Origin of the sequence: Kitasatospora azatica KCTC 9699 (genome assembly GCF_000744785.1) — a bacterium.
GTDB lineage: Bacteria > Actinomycetota > Actinomycetes > Streptomycetales > Streptomycetaceae > Kitasatospora > Kitasatospora azatica.
On sequence record NZ_JQMO01000003.1, the window covers coordinates 264,936 to 284,194 of the forward strand.

The following is a 19,259-nucleotide window of genomic DNA, read 5'->3' on the forward strand; positions in this document are numbered from 1 at the left end:
CCGGTCGTGGCGGAAAGTCTCCTCCGCCCGCTCCGGCCGCCGTACTGGCAGATGACACAAAGAAGTCGGCCGGGTGAATCGGGGCAGACCCTCCTATCCCCCAACACCACTGGGGCGGACGCGTGAGCGGAAGGTCCGGCGGTAGGTGTCCGGGGGCACGCCGACCGTGCGGTTGAAGTGTCGGCGCAGCGTCGTCGCGGTGCCCATGCCGGTGGCCGTCGCCACGGTGTCGACGCTGTCGTCGGTGGTCTCCAGCAACTCCTGGGCATGGCGGATCCGTTGGGTGAGCAGCCACTGCAATGGGGTGGTGCCGGTCACCGACCGGAAGTGGCGGCCCAGGTTGCGCGAGCTCATCCGCGCCTGGCGGGCCAGGTCCTCCACGGTCAGCGGATGGTCCAACCGTTCGATCACCCAAGGGAGGAGCTCGGCGAGCGGGTGGTTGTCCGGGGCGGGGACCGGCGTGGTGACGAACTGGGCCTGGCCGCCGTCCCGGTGCGGCGGCACGACCAGGCGGCGGGCGAGGGTGTTGGCGATCGCCGAGCCGTGGTCGAGGCGGACGAGGTGCAGGCACAGGTCCATGGCGGCGGCTTTGCCGGCGGAGGTGAGCACGCTGCCGTTGTCCACGTAGAGGACGTCCGGGTCGACGGTCACCCGGGGGTAGCGGTCGGCCAGGGCTCGGGTGTGCGCCCAGTGGGTGGTGGCGCGCTTGCCGTCCAACAGGCCGGCGGCGGCCAGGACGAAGGCGCCGGTGCACAGGGAGGCCACCCGTGCGCCTGCCTCGTGGGCCGCGCGCACCGCGTCGACCAGCTCGGCGGGTGGGTCCTGGTCGACGTCGGCCCAGCCGGGGACGATCACGGTGTCGGCCCGCGAGAGCCGGTCGAGTCCGTAGTCGGGCGGCAGCCGGAACGGGCCGATCCGCACGGCGCTCGGCCCGCAGACGGCGATGTCGTACCAGGGGCCGGTCAGGGCGGCCGGGGCGGACCCGAAGACCTCGTAGGCCAGGGCCAGTTCGAAGTGCAGCATCCCGTCGGTGACGGCCAGCGCGACAGTTTCCATGTCCGGAATTGTATGGGTCATGGCGTTCCAGACACTCACAGCCGGGTGTCCGCCCGGGTCAGGATGTGCGTGACGGATCGCAGGAGATCATTCGAGTACGGGGGAGAAACCCATGGGATCGGGACTCGCGGTGACGGTGTTCGGCGCCTACGGACACACCGGGCGCTTCGTGGTGGCACAGTTGCGGGAGCGCGGGTTCGTCCCGGTGCTGGCAGGGCGCGACGCCGACAAGTTGCGCGTGCCGGCGTCCGAGTTCGGCCTCGACGCCCGCCCGGCCTCGGTCGACGACCCGGCCTCGCTCGACCGCGCACTGGCTGGTGCGGCGGCCGTGATCAACTGCGCCGGGCCCTTCGCCACGACGGCCACCCCCGTGATCGAGGCGGCCCTGCGCGCCGGGATCCCGTATGTGGACGTGGCGGCCGAGATCGAGGCCAACGCCGACACCTTCGCGCACTTCACCGACCGCGCCCGCGCCGCAGGCGTGGCGGTCGTCCCGGCGATGGCCTTCTACGGCGGCCTCGGCGACCTGCTGGCCACGGCCGCGATGGGCGACTGGACGGCGGCCGACGAGGCGCACATCGCGTACGGGCTGAGCAGTTGGCACCCCACCGCCGGCACCCGTTCGGCGGGCGCGGTCTCCCGGCAGCGGCGCGGCGGCGGGCGCCTCGTCTACACGGACGGGCGGCTGCAGCACCGCCATGACAACCCGCCGACCCTGGAGTGGCCCTTCCCCGAGCCGATGGGCTCCCGGACCGTCATCGGGGAGTTCACGATGGCCGACGTCGTCACCGTCCCCAGCCACCTGTCGATCCCCGAAGTGCGCACCTACATGACGGTCGAGGCCGCCAAGCAGGTGACGGCCCCGGAGACACCGACGCCGGCCCCGGTCGACGAGCACGGACGGTCCGCGCAGACCTTCCTGGTCGATGTCGTGGTGCGCTCCGGCGACACCGAACGGCGAGCCGTGGCAACGGGCCAGGACATCTACGCCGTCACCGCGCCGCTCGCGGTGGAGGCGGTCGACCGCATCCTCACGGGACGGACCAGCACGGTCGGCGTCGCCTCGGCCGGCGAGATCTTCGACGCGCCCGACTTCCTGCGCGCGCTCTCCTCGCACATCTCCGTGGAAGTGCACCAGTAGCAGCCGGGCCGCCCACCGGATCGCCGGCTGCGTCAGCCGCCGCAGGCGCAGCCGGCGGCGGTGCAGCAGGAGGCGGTGGCGCAGCAGGCTTCCGGCGCGGTGCCGGCGTTCCGGTCGAGGGTGTCGGCGTCGGCCTTGACGACGTAGACCTCCCAGGACTCCTTGCCGGGGCCGTGCACCCAGACCTTGTCCTGGAGCGCGTAGCAGCAGGTCGTGTCGGCCTCCTCGAAGGTCGCGAGGCCCGCCTCCTTGAGGCGGGTGGTGGCGGCGTCGACCTCCTGGGTGCCGGCGACCTCGACGCCGAGGTGGTCCAGGCGGGTGTCCGCGCCGGGCTCGCCCTCGATGAGGACGAGCTTGAGCGGGGGCTCGGTGATGGCGAAGTTCGCGTAGCCCGAGCGGCGCTTGGCCGGCTCGGCGCCGAATAGCTTGGCGTAGAAGGCGACGGAGCCTTCGAGGTCGGCGACGCGAAGCGCGAGCTGTACACGGGACATGGTGGTCTCCCCGATCCGGTCCTCTTGTATCGACAGTTGTCGATACAGCCGAGCTTGCCAGCACGCTTAGATGACTGTCAACATAGACACATGTCGAATCTGCATTTGCCGGTGCTCGGGCAGGACGACCAGGCGGCGTGCTGCACACCGATGGTCCGCGAGCCGCTCGGCGAGGACGCCGCCCTCGATCTGGCGAAGATGTTCAAGGCTCTGTCGGACCCGGTCCGGCTGCGGCTGCTGTCCCTGATCGCCTCGCACGAAGGCGGCGAGGCCTGCGTCTGCGACCTGACCGGCCCGTTCGACGTGTCCCAGCCGACCATCTCGCACCACCTGAAGGTGCTGCGCGAGGCCGGCCTGGTGGGCTCCGAGCGGCGCGGCACCTGGGTCTACTACTGGGTGCTGCCCGCAGCCCTGGCCCGGCTCTCCTCGCTGCTGGAGGCCCCGGTCGGCACCGCCGCAGGGGTGGGTGCGAGATGACGGCGACACCTCTGGCCCGCCGCGCGGCCGTCGAACTGGTCGGCAGCGCCGCCCTGGTGGCGATCGTGGTCGGCTCCGGCATCCAGGCCACCGAGCTGTCCCACGACGTCGGGGTGCAGCTGCTGGCCAACTCGCTGGCCACGGTCTTCGGCCTGGGCGTGCTGATCGCCCTGCTCGGCCCGGTCTCCGGTGCCCACTTCAATCCGGCCGTCACCCTGGCGGCCTGGTGGACGGGTCGACGGAGCGGCGAGGGGCCGACCCCGCGCGAGCTCGCGGCGTACGTACCCGCGCAGATCGTCGGGGCGGTCGGCGGCGCCCTGCTCGCCGACGCGATGTTCGCCGAGCCGCTGGTGCACTGGTCCACCCACGACCGGTCGGCCCCGCATCTGTGGCTGGGCGAGGTGGTGGCCACCGCCGGTCTGATCCTGCTGATCTTCGGCCTGGCCCGCACCGGGCGCGCGCACTTCGCACCGGTCGCCGTCGCCTGCTACATCGGCGCCGCGTACTGGTTCACCTCCTCCACCAGCTTCGCCAACCCCGCGGTGACCATCGGCCGGGCCTTCACCGACACCTTCGCCGGCATCGCCCCGGGCTCGGTGCTGCCCTTCGTCGCGGCCCAACTCCTCGGCCTGGCCATCGGTGTGGGCCTGGTCGCCGTGCTGTTCGGCCGGCCCGCGCCCGCCGCCGAGGACGTCGTCCTCCCGCACGGCGAGCACCACCTCGCCGCCTCCGGCCGCTGACCCGGTCCTCCTCGCACAGCTCCCCTCGATCAAGGAAGTACCCTGCCGTGAGCTCCCCCGCCGTCCCGTCCGTGCTGTTCGTCTGCGTCCACAACGCCGGGCGCTCCCAGATGGCCGCCGCCTTCCTGACCCACCTCGGCCAGGGCCGGGTCCAGGTCCGCTCGGCCGGCTCCGCACCCGCCGACACCGTCAACCCGGCCGTGGTCGAGGCCATGAGCGAGGTCGGCATCGACGTCTCCGCCGAGACCCCGAAGGTGCTCACCGTCGAGGCCGTGCAGGCCTCGGACGTGGTGATCACCATGGGCTGCGGCGACGCCTGCCCCTACTTCCCCGGGAAGCGGTACCTGGACTGGACGTTGGAGGACCCCGCGGGCCAGGGTGTCGAGGCCGTCCGCCCGATCCGCCAGGAGATCGAGCAGCGGGTCCGCTGCCTGCTCGCCGAACTCGGCGTCCAGGCAGCCGCGTAGCACACGCACGTCGCCCCGGGCAGCTCAGGCTGCTCGGGGCGACGTGGTCGACCGACCGGTGACCGAGGGGTCAGTGGGTGAGGATGCCCGGGTCGGAGACACCCGGCGCGCCGGTCTCGACGTGGCCGGCGAGGCGACGGACGAAGTCGGTCGTGCTGGTGGAAGTGACCGTCACGTCGTACCAGTTGTGGCAGGCGCTCAGGTCGACGCAGTAGCTGACCGTCGCACCCTTGCGGACCGTGAGGCTCTGCGGGGCGCCGCCGTACGCGTTGGTGACGGTGAGGTGGGCGTCGGCGGTGGCCGCGTTGGTGAAGGTCAGCTCGAGGTTGCCGGTGGCCGCGTTGTGGCGCGCGGTGACCTCGGGCCCGGCGGTCTTGCCGGGGTTGCGCAGGCGGCGCAGGAAGCCGTTCGGGCCGAAGACGGTCAGGTCCGTGACGCCCTTGGAGTACTTGGTGTTCCAGCTGTCCGTGATCGACTTGCCCGCCTCGGCGGTGTACGTCCAGGGGCCGTCCGTGCGGTTGGCGGAGGTCACCAGGAACTGGGCGCCGGCCGAAGTCCCGCCGCTGAAGGTGAGGCTGAAGGTGCCGGCGGTGACGTCGGCCGCGCCGTCCACCGACGGCGCGTACTTCAGCGGGCGGGTCGGCTTGCTGCCCGCCTCCTGCTTGGGCAGGGTGCCGGTGGCGGGCGGGGTCGGCACGTAGTCCGGGTGCCGGTTGTGGTCCGGCGGCAGGTAGCCGGCCGTCGAAGGCAGCGCCGCCGGCGTCGAGTTCGACGTGCTGAAGTCGAAGGCCGAGGTCAGGTCGCCGCAGATGGCCCGCCGCCAGGGCGAGATGTTGGGCTCCTGGACGCCGAAGCGGCGCTCCATGAACCGGATGATCGAGGTGTGGTCGAAGGTCTCGGAGCAGGTGTAGCCACCGGTGCTCCACGGGGAGACGACCAGCATCGGCACCCGCTGGCCGAGGCCGTAGGGGCCCGCCGAGTAGCTGGAGTTGCCGGCGAAGTAGTCCGCCGTCGTCGACACGGTCGACCGGCCCTGCGAGGCGGCGGACGGCACGAACGGCGGCACGACGTGGTCGAAGAAACCGTCGTTCTCGTCGTAGGTGATGAACAGCGCCGTCTTCGCCCACACGTCGGGGTTGGCGGTCAGCGCGTCCAGCACCTGCGAGACGTACCAGGCACCGTAGTTCGCCGGCCAGTTGGGGTGCTCGGTGAAGGCCTCGGGTGCGGCGATCCAGGAGATCTGCGGCAGCGTACCGGCCTGGACGTCACGCTTGAGGACGTCGAAGAGCCCGTCGCCGTTCTTGGCGTCGGTGCCGGTGCGGGCCTTGTCGTACAGCGCGTCGCCGGGCTTGGCGTTGCGGTAACTGTTGAAGTACAGCAGCGAGTTGTCGCCGTAGTTGCCCCGGTACGCGTCGCTGATCCAGCCCCAGGAGCCGGCCGCGTCCAGGCCGTCGCCGATGTCCTGGTAGATCTTCCAGGAGACGCCGGCCTGCTCGAGCCGCTCCGGGTAGGTCGTCCAGCCGTAGCCGGCCTCCTGGTTGCCGAGGACCGGGCCGCCGCCGACACCGTCGTTGCCCGTGTAACCGGTCCACATGTAGTAGCGGTTCGGGTCGGTGGAGCCGATGAATGAGCAGTGGTACGCGTCGCAGATGGTGAACGCGTCGGCGAGCGCGTAGTGGAACGGGATGTCGTCACGCGTCAGGTACGCCATCGTGGTGGACGTCTTGGCGGGGATCCACTGGTCGTACTTGCCGTTGTTGAACGCCTTGTGGCCGCCGGCCCAGTCATGGTTGAGGTCCTGGATGAACTGCAGGCCCAGGTCGCTGACCTGGGGACGGAACGGCAGCACCTCCTTCTTGCTGCTGTCCGTCTGGTGCCACACCGACTTGCCGCTCGGCAGCGTCACCGGACGCGGGTCGCCGAAGCCCCGAACGCCCTTCATCGACCCGAAGTAGTGGTCGAAGGAACGGTTCTCCTGCATCAGCACGACGATGTGCTCGACGTCCTGGATCGTGCCCGTGCTGCCCTGGGGGGCGATGGACGCGGCTCGCGCGATGCTCTGCGACAGGGCTGCGAAGGCGGTGGTCGCACCGGCCAGTTGCAGGAAGCGGCGGCGGTTGAGTTCTGTCATCAGCGGGGTGACCTCTACATGTCGCGGGGTGGCGGACGTTCTCCCTAGGACAGCGGTTTCGGGACATCGCCCGGCGGACGACTCATGACTGCCCGCTGTACGGCAGACGAACGCCCCTCGACGGCGTCAGCCCGTGCGCAGTGTCGCCGCCGCCTTGTAGGTGCGCAGCACGGGCGCCGTCTCGATCCGGGTGACCGCATCCCAGGCCACCCGCCGCGTCAGGTAGTGGTGAAGGGCCTCGGCGTCCCGGCACAGCGCGTGCGCGACCAGGTTCGTCGAGCCGGTCGTCGCCGCGACCACCGCGAGCTCCCGGTGCCCGGCCAACGCCGTCGCCACCGCGTCCAACCGCGCGGGCGCCACCTGCATCCACAGCAGCGCGGACACCGTGACGCCGAGCAGCGCCGGTTCGATGTCCACGTCGAAGAACAGCGCGCCGCGCGCCCGCAGTTCGGCCAGCCGGCGGGCAGCGGTGGACGCGCTGGTACCGGTCGCGGCGGCCAGCTCCGCGTAGCTGCGGCGCGCGTCCTCGCGCAGCGCGGACAGCAGTCGGCGGTCCGCGTCCGTGAGGAGGTAGCCGGGGTCTTCGGGATCCGCCCCGCTGGTGTCAGCCGCCTCCGGGGTGCCGGCCCCGGCGCGCAGCCGCGCCTGCTGGCCCCCGTCCAGGACGTCCACCCGTCCGCGCCACGCGGTCGGCCCGCCCAGGTAGGTGTGCAGCAGGTAGTGCGCGGACACCGCGGTGATCCCGGCGGTGCGGGGGATGTCGCGCAGCAGCAGCGCGTGCGCGTCCGGGCCGGTGGGCGCGGTGTGGATGATCGCGACGATCTCCGTGCCACCGGAGGTGAGCCGCACCCAGGAGGTGTCGGGGCGGCGGGCCAGCGCCAGCGCGATGTCGTGCGCGCTGCGCGTCGCGGCGGTCAGCCGTACGAACCACTGGTTCGCGCCGGAGCTGCGGGGCGTGGGCAGCGCGACCACGCGCAGCCCGGCCTGCGCGTGCAGCCGGCGGTAGCGGCGGACCACGGTCTGCGTCGAGGAGCCCAGGACCTCGGCGATCAGCGTGAACGGCGCCCGGGCGTCCACCTGCAGGGCGTGGATCAGGCTCCGGTCCAGGGCATCCAGTTCGAGCATATTCACCAAACTAGCCGACCTCGATGGAAGTAATCACCGATAGAAGTCGCAGAAGTGGAAGCACCAGGACGCCGGGCGCCACCGTGGTCACCGGCCGCCGCCGCACGACGACTCCTCCGCTGGCCCGGCCACCACCGACACATCCGTGCCGTCCTCGGGGGGAGACCCATGTCCCGCGCCACGAACCGCACCGCCGGCCGCACCCGGCCGACCACCACCACCTCCGCCGGCCCGCCCGCCGCCAGTCGCCGTGGGCTCGCCCTGGCCGCGGTGCTGACCGCCGAGGCGATGAACCTCCTCGACGCCACGATCGTCCAGGTCGCGGGCCCCGTCATCCACGCCGACCTCGGCGGAGCACGGGCCACCATCCCGTGGTTCAGCGCGTCCTACACCCTCGCCTTCGCCCTCGGCCTGCTGACCGGCGCCCGGCTCGGCGACATCGCCGGCCGCCGACGGGTCTTCCGCATCGGCGTCATCACGTTCGCCGCCGCCTCCCTGGCCTGCGCCCTCGCGCCCGGCGCCGCCACGCTGATCGCGTTGCGCGCCGTGCAGGGCGCGGCCGCCGCCGCGATCATCCCGCAGACGTTCGGACTCATCCGCGCCATGTACGCCGGCGACGAACTCACCCGGGCGCTCGGCATGATCGGCCCGGTGATGGGCCTGTCGGCCGTCCTGGGCCCGGTCCTCGGCGGCGTGCTGACCCACGCGGACCTGCTCGGTTCCTCGTGGCGCGCGGTCTTCCTGGTCAACCTGCCGCTGGCCGCCGCCGTCCTGGCCGCGACCCCGTACCTGGCCGAGGACCGTGCACCGACCCGCCCCCGGCTCGACCCGGCCGGCACCGTGCTCGCGATGCTCGGCACCGCCCTGGTGGTGTGCCCGCTGGCCACCGGCGACCCCGCGCCCGCCGGGTGGGCCGTCGCTGCCGCGGGCACCGCGGTCCTGGGCGGGTTCGTCGCCCAACAGCGCCGCACCGCCCGCCGCGGCCGCGTCCCGCTGATCGAACCGGCCCTGCTGCGCGGCCGGGCGTTCCCCGCCGCACTGGCCACCTCCACACTCTTCTTCGCGGTCATGAACGGCGTCATGATCACCGTCGTGCTGCACCTCGAACTCGGCCTCCACGACGGCCCACTGACGGCCGGACTCACCCTGTTGCCGTGGTCCGCCGGACTGGCGATCGGCTCCTGGGCGGCCGGCGGCCACCTGGTCCCCCGGTACGGGACGCGCATCATGCACACCGGTGTCGCCGTTCTCGCGATCGGCCTCGCGGCCGCCGCCCTCGCGTACCGCGTCGCGGGCCCGGACAGCTACCCGGTCGCGCTGCCCGCCGCCCTGGCCGTCGCCGGGCTGGGCACCGGCCTGTTCACCCCGCCGTTCTTCAGCACCGCGCTGCGCGGCGTCGGCCCGCAGGAGACCGGCTCGGCCGCGGGCCTGCTCAACGCCGTCCAGCAACTCGGCGGCACGCTCGGCGTCGCGGTCGTCGGCGGCGTCTACCTCGGCGCGGCCGGCAGCGCGCACACCGCCGCCCAGCACGCACTGGGCGCGGCCGCGCTGCTCCTGGCCTTGACGGTGCCGGCAGCGGTGGCGATGACCGCGCGCAGCACGCGCCAGTGAATGCTGTGGTCGGGGTGAACGGCGACCTGGTACTCCGCTCCCCCGGCTGGAGGTGCATCCGGCGCTGAGCCGGTGCAGGGTCGAAGCATGGACAGCCTGATCGTGCTGCTGGAGCTGGAGCCCGCCACCGAGGTGATCGACGCGCAGGAGGTCGACATCGGCGCCCGGGTGCGGTGGGTGCACGCCGCCCTCGGGGACCCCCAGGCCCCACCGACTCCGCTGCCGCCGACCTTGTGCGGGCTGGCCGGCGACGAGCTGGAGCAGGAGGAGTACCGCCCCACGGCGCCCGATGAGCCCTGGTACCCACCGGAACACGCCACCCGCCACTGCCTGCAGTGCGACGCGGCCCTGCGCCGGAGCTGAGCTGTCCAACGTGAGGCTGGTCCTGAACGGTCCGCGAGCGGGCGAGGTCTGGCGCCTCGACCCGGACTGGGGCGGCTTCGTCCCGTTGAGGCTCTCCTTTCGCACCTGGTACACCGAGTGGCTGCGGTAGCTGACCCGACCGTCCAGACCTGGTGGCACACAGCTGTGAGGTCCGGGCGGGTCACCAGAAGCGTGGTTGGGCGGGGATGGACTCCAGGTCGGTGAGGACCAGTTCGCGGTCCTCCGCCTGGGCGATGTCCTCGGCTGCCGCCAGCGCCTGCTCGGTCCAGGCACGCGCCTGCTCCCGGTCGCCGGCCACGGCGTGGGCGCGGGCCAGGGACTCGTAGGCGTAGGCGAGGTCCCAGTCGCCGATGCCGTGGGCCCGGCAGATCTCCAGTCCGCGTCGGGCGTGGTGCAGGGCGGGCTCGGCCCGGCCCAGTACCGAGTACACGCGCGAGCACTGCCACTCGCCGCGGCTGAGGTTCACCGGTGCGCCGACCTGGCCCCAGTGGTAGCGCGAGGCGTGCGCCATGTGCAGCATGAGGTCGTCCTCCTCGGTGCTGCGGTCCTCCTTCTCCAGCAGCCGCCACACCCCGTTGAACAGGTCGACGGCCGTTCGGCGTTCGTCGCTCGCGGTCCCGGCGGTGTTCTGCTGCGTGTCCTGGCTGGTCATCAGTGCGGTGGCTCCGTCTTCGATGAGTTCGATGAGATGGTCGGTTCGGTGGAGGTCGCCCCGGACGCGGTCCAGGCGGGCCTGGAGCCGGCTCCGGTGTCGGACCAGGACCTGCTGGATCGCCCGCTCGTCGGTGGGGACCGCCAGGCAGGCCCGGACCTGCTCCAGCGGCACGTCGACCGAGCGCAGCAGTCGCACCAGCCGCGCGGCGGCGACCTGCTCGGCGCCGTAGAAGCGGTAACCCGTGTCGGGGTCGACCAGGGCGGGCGTCAGCAGCCCCACCCGGTCGTAGTGCCGCAGCGCCTTCGCGGTCAGGCCGACCCGACGGGCCAACTGACCGACCGTGAGCAGCTCCTGTCCGTCCACCATGCTCCGAACCTAGAACCTTGCCCCGCAGGAACCTCAAACGCAGGAACCTCAAACGCGGGAACCTCGAACACGTGAACGTCGAACACGGGCGCGGCAGCCGCAGATCGCATCAGCCGGTCAGTCTCCTCGCACCCCGCCCAGAAGACCAGCGGTCGAAAACGCCGCCTTCGCCTCGGGCTCGCCGAGAACCGCCAAGAACCGCCCGGCTTGATCGAGCGATTCGAACAGCGGCAGGATCAGCGCCCATGGAGCAGACCTGGGAGATCATCAACTCTCTTGCCAACAAGCTTGATTCATACTCACCCCTGGCCCCCGGGGAGCAGCGCTGGGCTTTCCAGGCGCTCAAATTGCAGGAGGAGTCCGGCGAGGTCGCGGAGGCCGTCATCGGGGCCCTCGGGCTGAACCCCCGCAAGGGCCACTCGCACACCTGGGAGGACGTGAAGAAGGAGACCTGCGACGTCGCGGTGAGTGCACTGGTGATGCTCGCCCGCATGGGCGGCGACCCCAAGTCGTTCTTCGAGGAGCACCTGCGGGGGCTGCAGGTCCGGGACCTGGCGCAGGAGGCGATGGACTGAGCACCGGGGGCGCCGCCGCACTCGTGATCCGGCCTCGATCCCGACCGGCGCCCCGGTACCTCAGGCGCCGGCCAGCTCGGCGTTCGCCCGCTCCGTGACCAGAGCCAACACGCGGCCCACGGTCGCCAGGTCCTCGGCCGGAATGCCGGCGTACAGCCGGGCGGAGATCTCGGCGGTCTCAGCGGCGGAGCTCTGGTACAGCTCCCGCCCGGCAGCCGTGAGCCGCACCCGGGACGCCTGCGCCGGGTCCTGCTCCAGCAGCTTCGCGGCCGTGAGCTCCTCGATCACGCTGCCAACGAGCGACTCTTCGGCCTTCAGCGAGCCGGTGACCTCGGCGAGGAGCTGGTCGCGGCCGATGGACTCGCCCGCGGCCAGGACGGCCCGGAGCGTCACACTCTGGTGGAACGTGGCTCCGTGGCGGGCCAGCACGCCCTCCAGGAGGGCACGCCCGGCGTAGTGCGCCAGGGCGATGGCCCGGGCGTTGCCGGTGGGTGCGGGGGTGGGTACGGCAGTGGGTGCGGTGGTGGTCATGACTGCTCCTTCTCGTTCTCGTTCTAGCTGCGCGGATCAGGAGATGTACGGGTCAAGAGGTGCGTCGAGCTCCCGCATCAATTAGCGTACATGGCTACTATGTACATGGCTACTAATTTCATGGCTGCCAATTTCATGGCGCGGCCCGGCCGCAGCAGAGCCGGCGCCAGGGCCCGTGTGGTGCTCCGTATCATCAGGAGTGAGGAACAGCGTTGCCCCGACGCCTGCTTGAAGGTGGGTGATCCTCGTGGCCGCGTTACGCGTCCAGCCGAGGCCCGGCAACCTGCCGGCCGACACCACCAGCTTCGTGGGACGGCACCAGGAGATCGCCGCCGCGAAGGGGCTCGTGTCCCAGGCCCGAGTGGTGACCCTCACCGGGCCCGGCGGGGTCGGCAAGACGCGGCTGGCCCTCCGGGTCGCCCACGCGGTGCGGCGGGACTTCCGCGACGGCGTCTGGCTCGTCGAACTCGCCGAGCTGGGTGACCCGTCCCTGCTGGCCGCCACCGTCGCGGAGCGGCTGGAGCTGCGCGACCAGTCGTTCCGCGCCCCGATCGACATCGTCACCGAGTACCTGGCCGAGCGCGAGGTACTGCTGGTTCTCGACAACTGCGAGCACCTGGTCGACGACTGCGCGCGGTTCACCTCCGCGGTGGTCCGGGCCTGTCCCCGGGTCCGCGTCCTGGCGACCGGTCGGCAGTCCCTCGGGGTCTACGGAGAGACCGTTCTCCCCGTACCACCGCTGCCCACGCCCGATCCGGACCGCCCACCGCCGGCGGACGCGCTCGCCCGCTACGACTCGGTCCGACTGTTCGTCGAGCGCGCCCTGATCGACTGGAGCCACGACCTGTGCTCCGGTCCCGAGCGGCTGGTCCGGGCCCGGGCCTCGGTGTTCGCCGGCAGCTTCGACCTCGCCGCCGTCGAGCACGTGGCGGGCGGCGACGGCGTGCCTCCCCACGGCGTCCCCGAACTCGTGCACTCCCTGGTCGACAAGTCGATCCTGCAGCGCGAGGACCACGACGGCGCCGCGCGCTACCGCATGCTGGAGACGCTGCGCGAGTACGGCGAGGAACAGCTCACCGCGGCCGGGGACGAAGGCGCCGTCCGACGTCGCCACCGCGACTGGTACCGGGACCTGATCACCAGGGCATGGCCTTGCTGGACGATTGCCTCGCCAGGACGGACCAGCTGGGCGAGCGGTACTACCGCTCCTGGGCGCTGTGGGCCGTCTCCTACATCGAGGCCGACCACGACCTGGAGCGGGCCGAGTCCGCCGCCCGGGAGGCGCTGGGCATCCACGCGCTGCTCGGTAACCGGGCGGGCACGGCCTTCGTGCTCGAAACACTCGCCTGGGTGAGCGTCCACCAGGACCGGCCCACCCGGGCCGCCACCCTGTTCGGCACGGCGGCCGCGGCCTGGCACGACATCGGCGAGTACACCGATCTGTACATTCCCGCGCACACCGTCCACGAGCTGCTCGTCGGCACGGTCCGGGCGAGCATCGGTGACGCCGGGTACGAGAAGGCCTTCCGCCACGGCTCCCGGCTCGGGAGGGAACAGGCCGCCGCCTTCGCGCTCGACCAGCAGGACCGCCCCGGACCGGTACCGCAGAGCGCCACCGCGGAGACGACGCTCACCCCTCGGGAGGAGGAGATCGCCGAGCTGCTCGCCGACGGACTGTCCAACAAGGACATCGCGGACCGGCTGGTCATCGCACCCCGGACCGCCGAGACCCACGTCGCACACATCCTCAGCAAACTGGGACTCACCTCCCGCGCCCAGGTCGCCGCCTGGTGCGCCGCCCAGCGGCACGCCGCTGCGGCTGCCGACTGATGGCGCACCTCAGAACCCTGCGCCGCCGGCCGGGAGTTGTCGGATCCTCAGGGTGAGGTAGCTGCTCCGGGCGGCCCGCGGGTTTACCTCGGCCCGATCGGTGCTGGAAGTGACGAGGGCACGACAGTGTGTAGCCGCAGGAGGAACTGCCATGTACGCTGCACTAGTTGCCTCGGGCGGACAAGCCTGGGGCCCGGTCGCCTTCCGTGGGGGAATCACGACCGGGCCCACCTTGTGTGCCGCCAGGGCTCGGACGCCCGTCTCGTGGGGAGGCGGGGCCGATCCCGACAGGTTCGGCAGCACGGTCCGGTCGCCGTTTCGTGGGGGAAACCGCGACCGGACCACCCTTGCTATGGGAGTGCTTACCCACAAGTACACGGTTCTGCACGTCTCCAGGCAGTCAATCAGATAACCATTTGACGAGATCAAGACAATCCGGACCAGCTGGTACAGCCGCTCGACTCCGTCCACAAACTGAGACGCCGTTGACGGAGCCGGGCTTCACCGGAACGTTGCTCGCCGGCCTCAATCCGGAGCAAGGATAAGATCATCATCTTGGATTGAGCAGCGAAAGTTGAACCATGACGCACCATCACGTGCCCCAACAGCAGTCCCAGCACATGTCTCAGCAGGTGTCCGAGCTCGTCCGCTTCGTCCGGGCCGGCTCCCCTTTCTACCGTGAGCTCTACGCGGACCTTCCGGACGAGGTCTCGGACCTCCCGACGCTGCCGCTGGTCGACCACGCGGCCTTCTGGGGCGCCCACGGGATCGCCGAGAGCCGGGTGATGACCGGCCCGCACACCGACGGGATCGTCTTCAAGACCGGTGGCACCACCGGTGCACCCCGGGTCTCCTTCTACACGCGCGAGGAGTGGCGGCAGATGGCCCGCCGCTTCGGCGACGGGCTGCCGGCCGCCGGGCTGCAGGCCGGCGACCGGGTCGCCAACCTCTTCTACGCCGGCGAGCTGTACTCCAGTTTCGTCTTCACCCTCAACCTCCTCCAGGAGGCGCCGGTCCCGACCGTGCAGCTGCCGATCGGCGGTGGCGCCCCACTGGAATATGTGATCGCCGCGCTGCGGGACTTCTCCGCGACCGTGCTCACGGCGCCGCCGACCTCGCTCTGCCGGCTGGCCCGCGAGGTGGTCGACACGGTCGGCTCGCTGCCCGGGATCCGGCTGGCGCTGTTCAGCGGGGAGGCCTTCTACCCGGACCAGATCGCCCTGATGGCGAAGGCCTTCCCCAACTGCACCGTCCGCTCGATCGGTTACGCGAGCGTGGACGCGGGCGTGCTGGCCGGACCGGTGGCCGGTGAGGTGGACAACCGGGTGCACGAGGTGTTCAGCCCGGAGAAGGTCGTGGAGCTGCTGGATCCGGAGAGCGGCGAGCCGATCGAGGAGCCGGGGCGGCCGGGTCGAGTGGTGGCCACCGACCTGGTCCGGCGGCTGATGCCGGTGATCCGTTACCCCGTGGGCGACTTGGCCGAATGGGTGGACTTCCCGAACCGCCGCTTCCGGCTGCTCGGCCGCTCCGAGGAGGGCGCCCGGGTCGGACCGGTCACCGTCTATCTGGAGGACCTGCGGGCCCTGGTGGCCGGTGCCGACGCGCAGGGGCGAGTCGGCGGTGTGCAGGTGGTACTGCGGCACCGCGACGGGCTGGACCAGCTGGTCCTGCGGCTCGCCGACACCGCACCGCCGGCGACCATCGAGGGCCGGGCGGCCGTGGAGGCCACGCTCGGCGAGCAACTCGCGGCCACCCGCCCGATGTTCGCCGATCATGTGGCCCGCGCGCTGATCCACCCGCTGGCCGTCGAATGGGTCGGACCGGACGGACTGAGCATCAACCCACGCACCGGCAAGGCCGTCCGTCTGTTGGACGAGCGGATGAGCTGAACGCGAGGAGGGGTGACGGCCGTTGCCGTCACCCCTACCGCTGACTTTGACTGACTGACCGTCAGAGGTTGCGTTCCCGCAGGTCGACCACCTCGCGCAGCTTTCCGCTGCTCACGGTTCGCGCCAAGGCCTGCGCCGGCACCCACTCGACCCGCAGCTCAACCAGCCGGTCGCGCTCGACGGCCGCCGCCAGCTCCGGGTACCCGTCCAGGAACGCCCGAACCGCGGCCGCCTCGTCCAACAGGCCGCCAGAATGGTCCTCCAGACGAACCGTCAGCGACTCGCCCGTCGTCCCGCCCTCCGCGAGCACGATCTGCAGTGCTCCCCGGTGCCCCAGCTCCTGCTCCGCCACCGCCGCGATCCGCCGGTAGTTGAGGAAGTGGCTGCCGCTGCGGAAGATGTCCCCGAACCGGCCGAGCAGTTCGAAGCGCGGTGTGCGCCGCCCGCACCCGCACTCCCCCTCGACCCAACGGCCGAGGTCCCCGATCTCGTACCGGTCGAGGCGCTGGCCGCGCCGGGTGTGCGCGGTGAAGACCAGCCGTCCGGCCTCGCCGGGCGCCACCGGGCGGTCCTCGTCCCGGTCCAGGATCTCCAGCGTCTGCAGGCCGCTGAACAGGTGGTGCACCCGGGCCGGGGCGTGTGCGCACTGGTAGCCGAGCGGCCCGGCGTCCACGCTGCCGTAGGCCCCCGAGCGGATCAGCTCGACGCCGAACTCCGCACGCAGCCAGTCCTGCTGGCTCTGCGGGAAGTGCTCACCGCCGAAGAGGACCTTCCGCACGCCCCGGTACGCCCGCAGCTCCTCCGCGCCCTCGGTGAAGACCCGCAGCAGGTAGTTCGGCATGCCGAACAGCGTGTCGACCCGGTGCTCGACGATCGCTCGGGCGACCAGCGCGTGGTCCTCCTGCGCGGCCATCGGGAACTGCACCGCCTGCAGCGTCTCCAGTACCGAGTAGAAGCTGTTGTAACCGCCGTAGAGCAGCCCGCCGAAGAACAGGTTCATCGCACGGTCGGTACGCGGGTCGAAGCCGGCCGCCAACAGCCCCTCGGCGCCCGAGCGCATGTGCTCGTGGTAGTCGTCCCAGCTGAAGGCGGAGAGCTTGGGCGCGCCCGAGCTGCCGCCACTGCGGAAGAAGACCTCGGCCCGGCTCAGATCGCCCTGCAGCAGCTCGAACTCGGTCTTCGCGGTCACCTCGACCTCGGGCACGGCCAACTCCCGCACGCCGACCAGGTCGTCCAGGCAGGCGTCACCGGCGAACCGCTCGTCCAACTGGACGTCCACCCGGCGGCTGTAGCGCTGCAGGGCGTAGACGCCGTCGTGCGGCTCGCCGTCGTAGCTGCCGAGCATGCCGCCGGGGACGGTGACCCGCTGGGCGCCGGCGGTGAGCACCAGGGCGGCCAGCACGGCGGTGTCGGCCCGCTCGGCGCCGATGCCGACGGTCTGCAGGTAGCGGCGCATCGGGCGCAGCACCTCGACGATCCGGGTGCGCGGCAGCGGCTTGACCCAGACCGTGCGGTGCAGCGGCGAGGCACGCAGCGCGCTGCGCAGGTCGGCGAGCACGTGCCAGCTGCCGTCGGGGGCCGCGTGCACCCTGGTCAGGCCGAGGTGCTGTTCCAGGCCGGCCACCAGCACGGTGTTGCTGATCTCCGCGCTCTCCAGCAGGTCCGGCTCGCGGGGTGAGAGCTCGGCGACGGCCTCGGCCAGCACGGCGGCGAAGCACTCGGCGAAGTCGAAGACCTGCTGCTCGTCCTCGGTGTCCAGGTAGACGACCTGCGGGCTGGAGCAGGCCTGCTGGTCCAGCCGGCAGATGTCGGCGGCGATCCCGCGCAGGGCCGCCGGCTCGGTCCAGGCGTCGGCGGTCAGGTAGGCGAAGGAGAGCTTGGGCCCCCAGTCGACCAGCCGGCAGCCGGCCGGCACCAGCGCGGCGACCCCGGCCAGCGCCTCCTCGCCACCCCAGGCGGCGACGGCGTCGGCCTGCGCACACAGCCGGGCCAACCAACTGGTCCGGGTGGATGGGAAGGCCAGCGCGATCACCCGGGCGGCGATCGCGCCGGTCGGGTCCAGCGTCGCGAGCTCGGCCAGCAGCAGCTGGGTGAAGCGCGAACCACCGCTGGTCTTGGCCGCGTTCACGTTGCCGGCGAGCAGTCCTTCGATCACGCTGAGGGCTCCGGCCGCAGGCGCGTTGCCCGGCGTGACGTGCACCAGCAGGCCGACCGGCAGCCAGCCCTCGAAGATCTGCCGGCGGAAGTCGAAGCGGGCCAGCCGGCCCGGGTCGATCCCGCCGAGCTCGCGCATCAGCTTGCTCTCCAACGCCTCGCGCTCCAGCGCCTCGGCGACGTCGTGCAGGGTCCGTTCGGCCTCCGCTCCAGGTATCCGACTGTGGGTCAGCTCCTGTGCCAGCAGCTTCGCCTGCGTACTCGACGGGTCGCGCAGCGCGGCGGACAGCCGGTCACAGGCGGCCAGCACGGTCAACGGGCTGAGCCGGGGCTCGGCGAGCACGGCGCGCAGCCGGGTGTCGAGTTCGTCCAGGCGGCGGTCGGCCTCGGCCTCGGAGACGAACTCCCCTTGCCAGTAGTGGGTCGGCTGATCGGTCGTCACGAGGTCCCCTTGAGCAGTTCGGCGGCGGCGATGGCGCAGCTGCGGTTGCGGCTGAGTCCGGCCCGCCCGTGCACGGCGAACCAGGGTGTGGGCAGGCCGCAACCGCACTCCTCGGGCGCGTGCTGCGAGACCAGGTCGCCCATCAGGACGGACTGGGCCGGCACGGAGGTGATGTACGGCGAGACGAACTGGGCGTAGCCGCGCTCACCGTGCGGCAGCGGCTGCAGCGTGCGCACGTCGCGGACCAGCATCCGCGACCAGGTGGGCACGTGCAGGCGGTGGTTGGCGCACTCCATGTAGAGCACCGAGTGCTCGACGGCGCCGTAGCCGTCGCGGATCCGCTCGTCCGGGATGCCCAGCTGCTCGTGGATCCGCCGGTACAGCTCCGGCTTGGCGACCTGCTTGTCGACGTGGCCCTTCCAGCCGCCGCCGAAGACCACCAGCGACCTGGGGTTCAACTGGACGGGCGGCAGGCCGATTTCGCGCATCCGATCGAGGGTGAAGGAGAGGAAGGCGGGGAACCCGAGGATCCGCACCGGCGCACCCTCCTCGGCGAACCGCAGCAGCGCGCGGACACAGCCGAACGGGTCGAACTCGTGCCCGCTGCCGGTGTGCTTGAGCGCGTACTCGACCGAGCGGACCGGCGCGAAGTGGCACAGGTACTCGTCGGTGAACGAGGTGCCGAGGTTCAGCCCGGGGCGCGGCTGGTAGTTGGAGAGCAGGTAGTTGACCGGCTCCTCCTCGCCGAGCCAGCCGTAGGAGTCGAAGACCCGGGCGACCATCCGCTGGCCGTTGCGCAGTGTCCACTCGTCGAAGAACATCTGCGACTTCTGCCCGGTGGTGCCGGAGGAGGTGACGTGCAGCTTGACGTCCTGCTCCGGGATCGAGACCACCTCGTGCGCCTTGAAGAAGTTGGCGTGCACGTACGGCAGTCGGGCGAGGTCCTCGACGGACTCGAGCGGCCGGGCGAACGCCTCGCTGTCCGCCCACAGCTTGGCGAAGAACGGCGAGCGGGCCGCGTGCCAGGCATTGGACTCGTTCATCGCCCGCGCGAACAGCTGGTCGGCGTCCGCGCCGACGGCGTAGGGCTCGGCGATGTCGCACAGCCGCTGGACGTGCGCCAGCGCCTCCGGGTCCGGCACCTGGACCGGGTCGAGGTAAGCGACCATACGACTGGTGACCTCTCCCCCAGCC

18 protein-coding genes are annotated in these 19,259 nt (G+C 71.6%); 10 read left to right on the forward strand and 8 right to left on the reverse strand.

Annotation, left to right across the window (positions count from 1 at the left end; translation table 11 throughout):
- Positions 1 to 93 precede the first annotated feature (93 nt).
- Positions 94 to 1,056, reverse strand: coding sequence for a helix-turn-helix domain-containing protein (locus BR98_RS12330; RefSeq protein ID WP_035844350.1), 963 nt, complete (start codon positions 1,054 to 1,056; stop codon positions 94 to 96).
- 112 nt (positions 1,057 to 1,168) lie between these two features.
- Between BR98_RS12330 and BR98_RS12335 the strand changes: the two genes are divergently transcribed.
- Positions 1,169 to 2,197, forward strand: a complete 1,029-nt coding sequence (locus BR98_RS12335) for a saccharopine dehydrogenase family protein (protein ID WP_035844352.1) — start codon at positions 1,169 to 1,171, stop codon at positions 2,195 to 2,197.
- A gap of 32 nt (positions 2,198 to 2,229) precedes the next feature.
- Here the strand turns inward: BR98_RS12335 and BR98_RS12340 are convergent, their stop codons facing one another.
- Entirely contained in the window at positions 2,230 to 2,688 is a 459-nt protein-coding gene (locus BR98_RS12340) for an ArsI/CadI family heavy metal resistance metalloenzyme (protein WP_035844354.1), read from the reverse strand.
- Between the two features lie 90 nt (positions 2,689 to 2,778).
- Here BR98_RS12340 and BR98_RS12345 point away from each other — a divergent pair, with 90 nt between their 5' ends.
- From BR98_RS12345 to BR98_RS12355, 3 genes are read left to right on the forward strand one after another with little or no spacing between them, the layout of a single operon-like run.
- Complete coding sequence (locus tag BR98_RS12345) at positions 2,779 to 3,165, forward strand: ArsR/SmtB family transcription factor (RefSeq protein ID WP_035844356.1); 387 nt, start codon at positions 2,779 to 2,781, stop codon at positions 3,163 to 3,165.
- A complete protein-coding gene (locus BR98_RS12350) occupies positions 3,162 to 3,905 on the forward strand; it encodes an aquaporin (protein WP_035844358.1) in 744 nt (247 codons plus the stop codon). Before BR98_RS12345 ends, BR98_RS12350 begins: the two co-directional genes overlap by 4 nt.
- A gap of 47 nt (positions 3,906 to 3,952) precedes the next feature.
- The gene (locus tag BR98_RS12355) at positions 3,953 to 4,372 is read left to right on the forward strand and encodes an arsenate reductase ArsC (protein ID WP_035844360.1); all 420 of its coding nucleotides are present in this window, start codon (positions 3,953 to 3,955) and stop codon (positions 4,370 to 4,372) included.
- Between the two features lie 70 nt (positions 4,373 to 4,442).
- Here the strand turns inward: BR98_RS12355 and BR98_RS12360 are convergent, their stop codons facing one another.
- Positions 4,443 to 6,503 (reverse strand): phosphocholine-specific phospholipase C, encoded by a 2,061-nt coding sequence (locus BR98_RS12360; protein ID WP_035844362.1) that lies wholly within the window; start codon positions 6,501 to 6,503, stop codon positions 4,443 to 4,445.
- Between the two features lie 126 nt (positions 6,504 to 6,629).
- Complete coding sequence (locus BR98_RS12365; protein ID WP_035844364.1) at positions 6,630 to 7,628, reverse strand: Lrp/AsnC family transcriptional regulator; 999 nt, start codon at positions 7,626 to 7,628, stop codon at positions 6,630 to 6,632.
- Between the two features lie 168 nt (positions 7,629 to 7,796).
- Between BR98_RS12365 and BR98_RS12370 the strand changes: the two genes are divergently transcribed.
- A complete protein-coding gene (locus BR98_RS12370; RefSeq protein WP_083976521.1) occupies positions 7,797 to 9,239 on the forward strand; it encodes an MFS transporter in 1,443 nt (480 codons plus the stop codon).
- A gap of 87 nt (positions 9,240 to 9,326) precedes the next feature.
- Entirely contained in the window at positions 9,327 to 9,602 is a 276-nt protein-coding gene (locus tag BR98_RS12375) for a hypothetical protein (RefSeq protein WP_035844366.1), read from the forward strand.
- Between the two features lie 181 nt (positions 9,603 to 9,783).
- Here the strand turns inward: BR98_RS12375 and BR98_RS40235 are convergent, their stop codons facing one another.
- Complete coding sequence (locus BR98_RS40235; RefSeq protein ID WP_198042208.1) at positions 9,784 to 10,644, reverse strand: MerR family transcriptional regulator; 861 nt, start codon at positions 10,642 to 10,644, stop codon at positions 9,784 to 9,786.
- Between the two features lie 245 nt (positions 10,645 to 10,889).
- On the opposite strand from BR98_RS40235, the gene BR98_RS12385 reads away from it, so the two are divergent.
- Complete coding sequence (locus BR98_RS12385) at positions 10,890 to 11,219, forward strand: MazG-like family protein (protein ID WP_035844368.1); 330 nt, start codon at positions 10,890 to 10,892, stop codon at positions 11,217 to 11,219.
- Positions 11,220 to 11,279: 60 nt separating this feature from the next.
- Here BR98_RS12385 and BR98_RS12390 read toward each other — a convergent pair whose 3' ends face one another.
- Positions 11,280 to 11,750, reverse strand: coding sequence for a winged helix DNA-binding protein (locus BR98_RS12390; protein WP_035844370.1), 471 nt, complete (start codon positions 11,748 to 11,750; stop codon positions 11,280 to 11,282).
- A 247-nt stretch (positions 11,751 to 11,997) separates the two neighbouring features.
- Between BR98_RS12390 and BR98_RS36265 the strand changes: the two genes are divergently transcribed.
- The 3 genes from BR98_RS36265 (at position 11,998) to BR98_RS12405 (ending at position 15,469) form a co-directional block, all read left to right on the forward strand.
- Complete coding sequence (locus BR98_RS36265) at positions 11,998 to 13,104, forward strand: ATP-binding protein (RefSeq protein ID WP_198042209.1); 1,107 nt, start codon at positions 11,998 to 12,000, stop codon at positions 13,102 to 13,104.
- Positions 13,101 to 13,580: a helix-turn-helix transcriptional regulator gene (locus BR98_RS40240; protein WP_035844372.1), complete on the forward strand. Its 480-nt coding sequence runs from the start codon at positions 13,101 to 13,103 to the stop codon at positions 13,578 to 13,580. Before BR98_RS36265 ends, BR98_RS40240 begins: the two co-directional genes overlap by 4 nt.
- A gap of 581 nt (positions 13,581 to 14,161) precedes the next feature.
- Positions 14,162 to 15,469: a phenylacetate--CoA ligase family protein gene (locus BR98_RS12405; RefSeq protein ID WP_232247381.1), complete on the forward strand. Its 1,308-nt coding sequence runs from the start codon at positions 14,162 to 14,164 to the stop codon at positions 15,467 to 15,469.
- Positions 15,470 to 15,530: 61 nt separating this feature from the next.
- Here the strand turns inward: BR98_RS12405 and BR98_RS12410 are convergent, their stop codons facing one another.
- Both BR98_RS12410 and BR98_RS12415 read right to left on the reverse strand, forming a co-directional pair.
- Positions 15,531 to 18,065 (reverse strand): acyl-CoA reductase, encoded by a 2,535-nt coding sequence (locus BR98_RS12410; protein ID WP_035844376.1) that lies wholly within the window; start codon positions 18,063 to 18,065, stop codon positions 15,531 to 15,533.
- Entirely contained in the window at positions 18,062 to 19,234 is a 1,173-nt protein-coding gene (locus BR98_RS12415; protein ID WP_035844378.1) for a LuxE/PaaK family acyltransferase, read from the reverse strand. The genes BR98_RS12410 and BR98_RS12415 overlap by 4 nt, the downstream gene beginning before the upstream one ends.
- Positions 19,235 to 19,259: the final 25 nt, after the last annotated feature.